Source organism: Methylosinus sp. LW3 (assembly GCF_000527115.1).
GTDB lineage: Bacteria > Pseudomonadota > Alphaproteobacteria > Rhizobiales > Beijerinckiaceae > Methylosinus.
Genome location: NZ_AZUO01000003.1, coordinates 100,744 through 111,603, shown reverse-complemented (window position 1 = coordinate 111,603; position 10,860 = coordinate 100,744). Strand labels below are relative to the sequence as shown.

8 protein-coding genes are annotated in these 10,860 nt (G+C 61.8%); 3 read left to right on the top strand and 5 right to left on the bottom strand.

The window, feature by feature from the left end:
- Nucleotides 1-61: 61 nt before the first annotated feature.
- Complete coding sequence (locus METLW3_RS0122000) at nucleotides 62-277, bottom strand: hypothetical protein (protein WP_024881919.1); 216 nt, start codon at nucleotides 275-277, stop codon at nucleotides 62-64.
- Between the two features lie 550 nt (nucleotides 278-827).
- Here METLW3_RS0122000 and METLW3_RS0121990 point away from each other — a divergent pair.
- On the top strand, nucleotides 828-1,934 hold the full coding sequence (locus METLW3_RS0121990; RefSeq protein WP_024881918.1) for a Fic family protein: 1,107 nt from the start codon (nucleotides 828-830) through the stop codon (nucleotides 1,932-1,934).
- Nucleotides 1,931-2,866 carry a recombinase family protein gene (locus METLW3_RS0121985; RefSeq protein WP_024881917.1) on the top strand — a complete coding sequence of 312 codons (936 nt, stop codon included), beginning with the start codon at nucleotides 1,931-1,933 and terminating at the stop codon, nucleotides 2,864-2,866. Before METLW3_RS0121990 ends, METLW3_RS0121985 begins: the two co-directional genes overlap by 4 nt.
- A gap of 42 nt (nucleotides 2,867-2,908) precedes the next feature.
- Here the strand turns inward: METLW3_RS0121985 and repC are convergent, their stop codons facing one another.
- The 4 genes from repC to METLW3_RS0121965 form a co-directional block, all read right to left on the bottom strand.
- Entirely contained in the window at nucleotides 2,909-4,243 is a 1,335-nt protein-coding gene (gene repC / locus METLW3_RS0121980; protein WP_036310105.1) for a plasmid replication protein RepC, read from the bottom strand.
- A 212-nt stretch (nucleotides 4,244-4,455) separates the two neighbouring features.
- On the bottom strand, nucleotides 4,456-5,472 hold the full coding sequence (repB, locus tag METLW3_RS0121975) for a plasmid partitioning protein RepB (RefSeq protein ID WP_024881915.1): 1,017 nt from the start codon (nucleotides 5,470-5,472) through the stop codon (nucleotides 4,456-4,458).
- Between the two features lie 2 nt (nucleotides 5,473-5,474).
- Nucleotides 5,475-6,680 carry a plasmid partitioning protein RepA gene (gene repA, locus METLW3_RS0121970; protein ID WP_024881914.1) on the bottom strand — a complete coding sequence of 402 codons (1,206 nt, stop codon included), beginning with the start codon at nucleotides 6,678-6,680 and terminating at the stop codon, nucleotides 5,475-5,477.
- A gap of 1,094 nt (nucleotides 6,681-7,774) precedes the next feature.
- Nucleotides 7,775-8,953: a Fic family protein gene (locus tag METLW3_RS0121965; protein ID WP_024881913.1), complete on the bottom strand. Its 1,179-nt coding sequence runs from the start codon at nucleotides 8,951-8,953 to the stop codon at nucleotides 7,775-7,777.
- A 161-nt stretch (nucleotides 8,954-9,114) separates the two neighbouring features.
- Here METLW3_RS0121965 and METLW3_RS0121960 point away from each other — a divergent pair, with 161 nt between their 5' ends.
- Nucleotides 9,115-10,551 carry a DUF6880 family protein gene (locus METLW3_RS0121960; RefSeq protein ID WP_024881912.1) on the top strand — a complete coding sequence of 479 codons (1,437 nt, stop codon included), beginning with the start codon at nucleotides 9,115-9,117 and terminating at the stop codon, nucleotides 10,549-10,551.
- Nucleotides 10,552-10,860: the final 309 nt, after the last annotated feature.

Here is a 10,860-nt window from a genome sequence, read left to right as displayed (position 1 = left end):
CTGGCTTTGGAGAGGCCGATTTTGCAGCGGACGGGGGAGGTTTCGGCGCGAGCGGGATCGCTCAGGACGGGGCGGCCTCCGCGAGTGGCTTTCCGGCGAGGGTCAGGCCGATCGCTTCGTAAGCGTCGATGGCGCGGCGGCCTCCAGTCTCGATCACCGAGTGGATATAGGCGTAGAGCTCGGCGCTCCAGTCGTTTGCGTATTGCGCGTTGCTGCAAGAGTGTTGGCGAATGAGATGCGCGAGGCAGACCTGACGATCCTTCTCGGCCCGTCCCATCTAGCCGGCGTAGCGGTCGAAGAACGAACGCTTCGGCGACGGGATTGGATCGAAGGCGCTCGTCGAAACGCGCTAGGGCGTCCGACGCGCTCTCGAAGGGCGCTTGCAAGCGCTCGAATGAAACAGATCCGGGAAGATCTAACCCCAGTTCAATTCCGTGTGAATCAAGACAGGTATCAATCTAAATTGAAATTAGCTTGAGTGATAGATGATGCTATTTTCTCTTTCGCCGACTGGATCGAAATGCGTCACGGCGGCCGCCGAAAGCAAGCCTCGGAACGGCTCCGGAGGCGCGCTTTCGGCCCGCAATTCGACGAAAAGGACTATTTTTCCGGCCATTCTCCTGCTCGCCCCCTCGTGACGGCGCGGAACTTCGGCCTTCGGATGCGGTTTCAAACGGTCGATTTGTTGTCACATACAATTATGTATTTGCCTATTGCGCTGGAGCTTGCATGTCGATAGAAACTCGAATCATCGACACGTTTTCGGCATTTGTCGATCTCATCGACATGTCGGGAGCAATCTGTCGATCGACACAGGCTTCTTCGACATGTTGTTCGACCCTGCCCGCCCTTACAATGAACTTCCGGCTCTGCCGCCGCGCCACGACGTCGAGACCAAGGCCATTCTCAAGGCCTGCGTCGGGGGCCGCGCGGCGCTGGCGGAACTCAAGATCTCGGGCCAGCTAATCCCCAACCCGTCGGTTCTGATCAATTCGATTCCGCTCCTCGAAGCGCAAGCAAGCTCCGAGATCGAAAACATCGTCACGACCACGGACAGGCTCTTCCGCTTCGCCAACCGGCCGGAAACCGGCGTCGACCCTGCGACCAAGGAGGCGCTCCGCTATCGCACGGCGCTTTATCAGGGCTTCGAGAGTCTGAAGGACCGCCCGCTTTCGACGCGGAGCGCCATCGAGATATGTCGGACCATCAAAGGAGTGGACCTCGATATCCGCGCAACCCCGGGCACGGCGCTGCTGAACGAGGCGACCGGCCGAGTGGTCTACACCCCGCCCGAAGGAGCCGGACTGCTGCGCGACAAACTCGCCAATTGGGAGCGCTACATCCACACGGATGACGGCGTCGATCCGCTGATCCGGCTCGCCATCGTGCATTACCAGTTCGAAGCGATCCATCCGTTCACAGACGGCAATGGTCGCACGGGCCGAGTTCTCAATCTGCTGTTCCTCGTCGAACAAGGGCTGCTCGATATTCCCGTCCTGTATTTGAGCCGCTATATCATTGATAATAAAAAGTCCTACTACGATGGCCTACTCGCCGTCACGACGGACGACGCGTGGGAGCCATGGATCTTGTTCATGCTCGCCGCCATACGCGAAACCGCGACATGGTCGACCGCAAAAATATGGGCGATCCGTAACCTGCTCGACGGGACCGCCGAACGAATTCGGCGCGACTTGCCAAAGATCTATTCTCGCGAATTGGCCGAGATCATATTCGTCAATCCCTATTGCCGAATCGCCGATCTGGTCGGCGCGGGCATCGCCAAGCGCCAATCCGCTTCCGTTTATCTGAAAGCCCTCGTGTCCCTCGGGCTCCTCCAGGAAATTGAGGCAGGCAGGGAGAAAATTTACACGAACCCTGCCCTGCTGTCGCTTCTCTCCGACCGCGGCGGATCGGAAGTCGCCTCCCGATGACGGATTCGAACATCAAGGGACGGCTGATCGGCTACGCCCGCGTCTCGACCGAGGATCAGGTCACGGACGCGCAGACCGATGTGCTGAAGGCGGCCGGCTGCGTCGAGATTTTTCGCGAGCATATGTCGGGCGCCAAGGCCTCGCGGCCGGAGCTGGCCAAGGCGCTGGCGCGGGTGCGCCGCGGCGACGTGCTGGTCGTCGCGCGGCTCGACCGATTGGCCCGCTCACTGTCGCATCTCCTCGCCGTGATCGCCGAGCTCGACGCCAAGGGCGCGCATTTCAAATCGCTCGCCGATCCCATCGACACGACAACGCCGCAGGGCCGTTTCGCCCTGCAGGTTCTCGGCGCCGTGGCCGAGTTGGAGCGCGCGCTGATCCAGGAGCGCACCAAAGACGGCTTGCGCGCCGCCAAAAAGCGCGGCCGCATCGGCGGCAATCCAAAACTCCGCGCCGGCGACCGCGACGCCATCCAGCGCATCGTCGACGCGAAGGCGGCGAACTATTTCGAGCGCATCAATCGAACAGCCGAACATTGGCTGCCGGTCGTCCGGCAAATGCGCCCGGATCACCGCTGGCAGGATGTCGTGCGCGTGCTCAACGCCAAGCGCGATAGCTCCAGCGGCGCTCCCCTGCCCCAATGGACCGTCGAGCGCCTCAAGCGCGCGGTCAAATGCTTCGTGGCCGAGGGTTTGATCGAGCCCCGCCTCCTTCATCAAGCCGCTAGCCGAAAAGTCAGCAGCGAACGCCTCGTCACGCTCGTCGCCGGGATCAAACGGGCCAATCCCGATCTGACGCTCGCACAAATCGGCGCGCAGCTCGAGGCCATGTATGAGCGCACGCCGCGCGGCGGAGCCCGCTGGGCGCCCTCCTCCGTCAAAAGCCTGCTCGACCGCGCGGAAAAACTTCGGTTGCTCGGCGCCGAAACACGGTGATCGAGCGGACTGCCGAGGCTCGTCCGGAAATCCATTCCGACATCACCCCGCCCTCTTGCGATCTCTCGCCGCCTTCGCTGCCTTTCCTCGCAACAGGGCCATCAGCACCGGCCCGAGCGAGAATTCCCCTGCCCTCGCCTTTTCGGTCAGGACGCGGAGATAACCGCCGGCGCTCTTGATCTCATCGCCGCGTTGCAGGATCGCGGCGATGACGATCGCGGCGTCATGCTCGCCCAAGACGTCCAAGGCTTTCGACCAGGCGTCTGGCGAAACGCCGAGCGCCGAGCGCACCGTCGCCGCCGCAGCCGCCAGGTCTCGCCATGAGGAAATTTCGCCGCCTCTGCCGTAATCGACGATGTCCGGACAGGCCTCCAGCACCATGCCGAGCGGATAGGCTCGAAGCGCTGGCTTGGAATCGACAGTTTGAGAGCGTTCCGAGGATACTTCCGGCGCTCGAACGATCGGCCCCCTGCTCTGTTCGAGGTTTGGCCGGGGTGGATCGGTCCTGCCTTCTTGAAGGCTAGGTTCAAGATCAGAAAAGTTTGTGGTTTGATTCTGTATGTGACGCTCAGTTTGAGACTCATTGCCGCTCATATTTTGAGCTTTTATGTGCGCTTCCAACAGCTTGTGGATTTCCGTCGCCAATGCGACAAGTTCGCCGGCCAAAGCCTCCAGATCGGCGCGCGAAATCCCCCGCCCATAGCGCCCCGAGAGCGTCGCATATTGTTGGTGCGCGCCGTCCCAGTCGCCCGAAACGCCCTCCTCCAATCCGGTCTCGATCATCTTGACGATGTCCCGGCGAGTGAGCGTGATCTTTTCCCGCAGCAGCGCGATCGCACGGTTCTCGGCCCGCACCTCCTCGGCGAGGTTCTCGATTTCGCTCGAGCGCGCCACGAGCGGCGCGAGATCGAAGCCAAATGCGTCCTCTATGGCTCCCCCCTGCCCTTTTCGGGCGAAGCGTTTGCCATTCGGGGAATCACGGCGGATGATCAGCCCTGCATCGACGAGACAGGCGAGATGCCTGCGCAGCGTCGCCGGCGCCATGCCATGCGCGCGGATCGAAAGCTCCCTGTTCGACGGGAACACGACGATGCCGCCGCCAGCTGAGCCGGCTTCCGCCGCCTTTGCATTGGTCTCCGGCAGACTGAGCGCGGTCTCCTGATGGAAGCTCAACAGCGCGTGCAATACGGATAGCGCGCGCTCGGTGACGCCGAGCGGCTCTTTGGCTTCGGTGAGCGCCCGAAATAATCGCCACTTATGGACGATGGTTTCGGATGCGCCCGGCCTTGCGGCAAAATTCTCGGTCGCGGCCTGGCTCGCCACCATGGCGAGCGACAGCGGCCGCCGCCCGAAGGGCGTCGTTGGACGTGTCTGCATGTTCCTTTGCCTCATTCAGGCAAAAGAAATCCGCTCACCGAAACGGCGCCGACTCTTGACAGCGATTTGCGGAAGTGTGATTCTTCGAGCGCCAACACAAAGAAGGGGCTTCCGGAACGGCGACGTGACGGGGGCCTTTTTCTTTTGCGATCAATCTCCGTTGGTTTCGTGAAACGCTAAAACAGCGCCAGATACGCGGCGCGAAAGAAGCGTCAGCTCCCGCGATCTCCGCCGGCCTTGTACTCCTCATAGAGAAGCTGCAGCCTTTCGGCGACGAAATCGCCGAATTGCGGGACCACACGATCGTCGAATGTGAGCGTCAGCTTTTTGCCGGAGCGCATGATGCGCGCGACGCGCGTCCCATCCTCTGCATTCCATGTCTCGGGGCGAAGGCGGGCTTCGCGAACGCGCAACCGGTCATAGAGGGTTTGGAACCTTTTATCGGTGTCCAAATCCCCGAACGAGGGCTCCGCCACAATGGCGCGCGCCCGCGCGCGATTGTCTTCCACATCGAGAAGCTCGGTCAGCTCCTGCCAGCGCACGCGGCCAAATCCGGGCGCGGGGCCGATCGCGTCGATCAGCGCGCCGGGAACGCGCGTCGCGATGGCGATGAGGCGCGACAGCGCGGCCTTGTCGACATTGAGAGACGCCATGATGATCTCGCGCGAGAATTTCCGATCCTCGAGCCGCGCCGCGAAGCGCGCGCGCTCGATGAAGGTGAGATCGGTCCGTCCACTATTCTCCTGCCCCTGCGCGACGACGAGCTGCTCATCGGTCAGATCGCGCACGACGGCGCGAACCTTGACGCCGAGCTCGCGAGCGGCGCGCAATCTGCGGTGGCCGAAGGCCACCTCGAAACGCTCCGGCGGCTTCGGGCGGACGAGAATGGGAACATTCTGCCCATGCTCGCGGATCATCTCGCGAAACGCCGCATTCTGTTCCGGCGTAGAATCCATGCGATCGGGCACGAAGGAGGCGTCGATGAGACTGGGGTCTATCTCGACGACGGTTTGGCCTGCGACCAGCTTCTGCTCGATCTGCTCGGCCCGCTTCACACGCTCGGAAATGTCGCCCAAGGATTGCGATATGGCGCCGAGAGCGCTCGATTGCTTGATCGGACGATCGAGACCGAGAAGCGGACGCGCCGGATGCGGCGCTGCGGCGCGCGCCTCCGCCTCCTGAGGCCGCGTCTCCTCCAAAGGCGCGTCGAAGCTGATTTTCCGCGCCATCGTCAGCTTCTCCCCCAAACGCCGCGAATAAGGCCTTCGATCTCGCCATTGACGAGATCCAGCGCTTCGACCGCGCGGTCATAGGTTCCGCGCGTGAACTGCTGCCGCTCGACTTCATAGAGCGTCTGCTTCGTCAGGCCGGCGTCGGCGATCGCCGTGCTCTTCACCATCGGATGCGTGAGCACTCGGGAGCCGAAGATCGAGCGCAGCAGCCCCACCATCGTCGTTTGCGGGCCGTCGCTCGGCTCGTAGCGCGTCACCAGATATCGCATCCAATCATATTGCGTCTCGCCACCAGCGTTGGCGACGACGTCGAGCAGGCTGCCCGTCATGTTCAAGAACTGCGACATGGACATCACGTCGAGCATTTGCGGATGCACGGTGATCAAGACCGCGGTCGCGGCGCAGAGCGCGGAAAGGGTCAGAAAGCCGAGCTGCGGCGGACAGTCGATCACGACGATGTCGTAAGCGAAGCTCACCTGCGAGAGCGCCTCGGAGACGCGCGCGAAAAACAGCGAGCTATTTTCCTGTCGTCCCATGAGCGCCTTGGGCGTCTCATGCTCGAATTCCATGAGCTCCAATTGCCCGGGAACCACGTGCAAATTCGGTATGTACGTGGCGCGGACGATCTCTGCCATGTCGCGACGCTGCGCGTCGTAGCGAATGGCTCCGTAGATCGTCTCGCCTTCGCCGACGTCGAGCTCCGGCTGATGACCGAAAAAGGTCGAGAGGCTGGCCTGCGGATCGAGATCGACCGCCAGCACGCGATATCCCCGAAACGCCAGAAATTGCGCGAGATGTGCAGCGGTCGTGGTCTTGCCGCTTCCGCCCTTGAAGTTCATCACCGAGACGATTTGAAGAGGCTCGCCGTCCTTGCGATGCGGCACATAGCGGCGCGCGCCTTTGCCATTGTGGTCGAGTTCGGCGCGGAGGCCGTCGATGTCCTCGACCGAATAGGTCCGCCGATTGTTCGGCTGGGCCGGAGGCCCCTTCCCTTCCGCGACGAGCTGTCGCAAATAGCCCTCGTGAATCCCGATGAAGCGTGCGGCCTCCGCAGGGGAAAATCGCCGAATGGTCTTCTGCGCGGCCGGCGGAAAATCCCTGATCTGCTGCGCGCGAAGGCGCATCGACAACTCGGCGGCGTCGGCATTGATCAGCGACCGCAGGTCGTCGGGACCCCGCTGCTGGCTTATGATCGATGTCGGCATTTGACTTCCCTGGATCTGCGGAAATTTCAGCTGTTGGCCCTGAAATGCGCTGATCGAAGTATAAGGGCCGATTCGCTCCACATCGCAAGGAGTTTTTATTTAACGAGAGGTTACCGCCGCGTCCAACGCCTTCGCCGCCAGGCGGCCCTATTCCCCAGTTGCACGCGGACAACTCGGCCGCTTCGATCGCGCCGGCTTCGGCCAACAGTTGCGCCCCCTCGGGAGTTGCACGCGTGCAACTTGAATCGATGCGAGCGAAGTTCTATCACCCAACAATACGACAGAGTGTCGGAGTGGCATTCGCACCCGACCGGGCCTCTGCGGAGAGCCGAATGCCGTGGCGATTCGGGCTATTCGCTTTTCGAGCGCCGCTGTTTCCCACGCGCCCTATGAGGCCGCCCCTCACACATCATCGATCGCGCTCTCGACGACGCCGCAAATCGGGAATGCAATCAACTATCACTCCCCTCACTGCAACCAGCCCTTTTTTGGGCGCATCCACGCCCCCACGCGGGACGCTCTCACGGGGACGAAGGTGGTGTTGCACGTAAATCACCCGCAAGTTTCGACGGGAGGCGTCCAGGGCCACTCATCGGACCTGTTTTGAACCAAAGCGTGTCACGCTCGTTCCTAAGTTGTCCGCGTGCAACTCGGCGGAGAGCGGTCAACCGGCCGTCGCGCGCCCGCGTCGAGATCAAAGCTGGACAGGGCGGTCGAGAGACAACGGCCGCCCGATCAAAAATTCGCTTGGTGAGTGTCGACGACCGAGGCCCAACTTCTCGCTCGCGACCTCACTAGGTCATACCCCATCGCGTCCGCAGTCGTCGGAAGGGACTGCCCCGCAAGACGCCCCCAAGTCGATCCCGAACCGTTCACAAAAGAGGGCAGGGAGCGCGAAGAGGGCGACGTCACTTGACGGGTGGCTAAGCGGAGAGGGGCGATCTTCGGCCTCAGACCATCGCTCGTGAAGTACGAGCGCCATCGTTCCCACCACAGATCTACTTCCGATTTCCGTTCAACCTGCGCCTCGTCGAGGAAAGGCTCCTCGAACGGGAGGGGCGCTCTCTGCAAACACCCGAGGCGAGAAACGGAGTTCACCCTCGCAGCGGAGCCGTTCCTTCGCCGAGAATGTCGAGATAAGCGCGGTAGCTAAAAACGCGACCACGCCGACGGCCCGTGATCTCCGCGACGATGCCCAAACGCTCGAGATCGGCCAGCGCCGCATTGACTGTCGGCGCGCTCAACCCGGCACGCGCGACGAGGTCGTTCGCGGTGACGAACGGATGCAGCTGAAGCAAGTCGTGAATGCGAAGAGATGACCCCGTCCGATCGCTCTCCGCTGCTATCCGCTCCCGGTCGCTCGCGAAAAGACCGGCGATCCGCACGGCCGCTTCGAAGGCCTGATTCGCTGTTTCGGCAACGCCCTCCAGAAAAAATTCGAGCCAGCTCTCCCAAGCGCCATTCTCGCGGACCTCTTGCAAAAGACGATAATAGTCCGCGCGATGCGTCTTCAGATAAAGGCTGAGATAGAGGAGGGGAGTGCGCAGCACGCCATTGGCGCACAGGAACAGCGTCACCAGAAGGCGCCCGACGCGACCGTTGCCGTCGAGAAACGGATGAATGGTCTCGAACTGGACGTGAAGCAGGCCAGCTTTGATCAGCGGCGGCAATTGCGATCGAGTTTCGTGAATAAAGCGCTCGAAGGCGTCGAGACAGCCGCTGACCTCGCTCGGGGGTGGCGGCACGAACAACGCGTTGCCTGGCCGCGTGCCGCCGATCCAATTTTGCGAGCGACGAAATTCGCCGGGGTCTTTCGTCTCACCACGACCGCTCTGCAGAAGGCGGGCGTGGAGCTCACGAATGAGTCGAAGCGAGAGCGGGAAGTCTTCGAGCCGCTCGAGGCCATACATCATCGCATCGACATAATTCGAGACTTCTCGAATGTCGTCGATCGGCTGACCGGACTGCGCCTCGGTCTCGAACCGAAGGAGATCGGCGAGGGTCGACTGCGTGCCCTCGATTTGCGATGAGAGCACGGCTTCCTTGCGGACATACATGTAGAGAAAAAGTTCCTGCCGCGGCAGCAGAATGGCTGCTCCATCGAGCCGGCCGAGCGCACGTTCCGCGGCACTGAGGCGACCGAGAAGGGGCAGGAGGTCGATGTTCGGGCTCGGCGGCAGAGGAGGGGGAACGAAGGCGCGTACAACTTCGCCGCCGACAGTCGCCTCCACGTATCGACCGAGCCGAGAGCTATGGGAATTCTGAACGCTCATGGGCGCAGCATGACCCAGGCATCTTATTTAAGCAACTGGACGCCTCCTTAAATAGTTGACCTGAGGTTTTAAGGCGGCTTAATTAACCGGGCACCCCACCGGACCGCCCCCGTCACAGTTGCGACGCCTCCGCGAAACTCGATTCGGCTATAAACTCCCTCATGGCGTCGAAAAACACGCTCAACGCTCAAAACCTCGAAGCGCTCGGCGCCGCGCGGCTCGCCGAACTGTTGATGGAAATCAGCAGTGGCGACGCTGCCGTAAAGCGACGTTTGCGCCTTGCGCTTGCCGGCGCCCGCAGTCCGGCCGACGCCTCACGAGAAATTCGCAAACGCCTCGCCGCGATCTCCCGGTCCAGCGCCTTCATCGATTGGCAGAAACGCCGCGCTCTCGTCGACGATCTCGAAACGCAGCGACGCGCAATCGTCGATCACGTCGGACCGGCGGATCCGAAAGTAGCGCTCGATCTCATGTGGAGCTTCACAGCGCTCGCCGCTTCGGTGTTCGCGCGCTGCGACGACAGTAGCGGCACGATCATCGGAGTTTTTCACCAAGGAGCAAAGGACCTCGCTCGCTTGGCCGAGACCGCACGTTGTAACGCAGTGGAGTTGGCCGACCGCACATATCAGGCGCTGCTCGCCAACGACTATGGACAATACGACCACCTCATCGCCACGTTGAGCGGTTCGCTCGGCGACTCCGGTCTCGTGCATTTGAAGCAGCGTCTCATCACGCTGTCCAACGAGCCGACGAAAAAACTCGCGAATCACGAAAGACGCAAAATCGGCTGGTCGTCGAGCGGTCCGATATTTGAAGACGATATCCAGAATCGCCATCAGGCCAGCGTCATCCGGTTTGCGTTGAGGGACATTGCCGACGCGCAGGGCGACGTCGACGCCTTCATCGCGCAATATGACACACGAGCGACGAAATTTCCGAAAATCGCGGCGGAAATTTCCCGACGGCTCGCCGCCGCCGGCCGCGCCGACGAGGCGCTGCAGATTGTGGAAGCCGCCGAGCGCGAGCGCGCCGACCGCCCTGAGTTCGAATGGGACGACGCGCGCATAGCGGCGCTCGACGCGCTGAGTAGAAGCGAAGAGGCGCAATCAGCGCGCTGGTCGTGCTTCGAGCGCTTTCTGTCAGAGCGGCATTTACGCGAGCATTTGAAGCGCCTTCCCGACTTCGACGATATCGAGGTGGAAACAAAAGCGCTCGACATCGTCGAAAGCCACGCCAATTTCCAACAGGCGCTGTGGTTCCTGGCGTCATGGCCGGCGCTCGATCGGGCGGCAAAGCTTGTCCTACAGCGCTCCCGGGATCTCGACGGAGATCGCTATGAAATTTTGTCGCCGGGTGCCGAAGCCCTGGCCGGAAAGCATCCATTGGCGGCGACGCTGGCGTTGCGCGCCATGATCGTATTCGCGCTCGATCAAAGTCGAACCAGCCGCTACAGGCACGCGGTGCGCCATTTACTGGAATGCGCGGGGTTGGCGGCGAATATCGCTGACTTCGGAAAGCATGAGACGCACCAAGCCTTCTTAGCCCGGATACGCGGCAAGCACGGTAAGAAGACTTCGTTCTGGTCCAACACGGCCTGAGCACCGATTCTCATCGGTCGAACGCTTGCAGCGCCGTTAAAGCGGCTCGCGGATCGAAACAGGGCAGGGCGTCCTAGGGGCCAAGCCAAGCGCTACATTGCCGACGACTATCCACAACTGTTCGTTTCGAAGCGCATCCGAAGGCTGAAGTTCGCCGCCGCGACATAGTGGTGAGCAGAAGAAAGGCCTGCAAAACGCCCTTTTCGTCGATTCGCGCCGAAAGCTCGCCTCCGGAGCCGTTCCGAGGCTTGCTTTCGGCCAGCCGCGGCGGCGCATTTCGATCAGGGTGACGAAACAGACAAATGTATC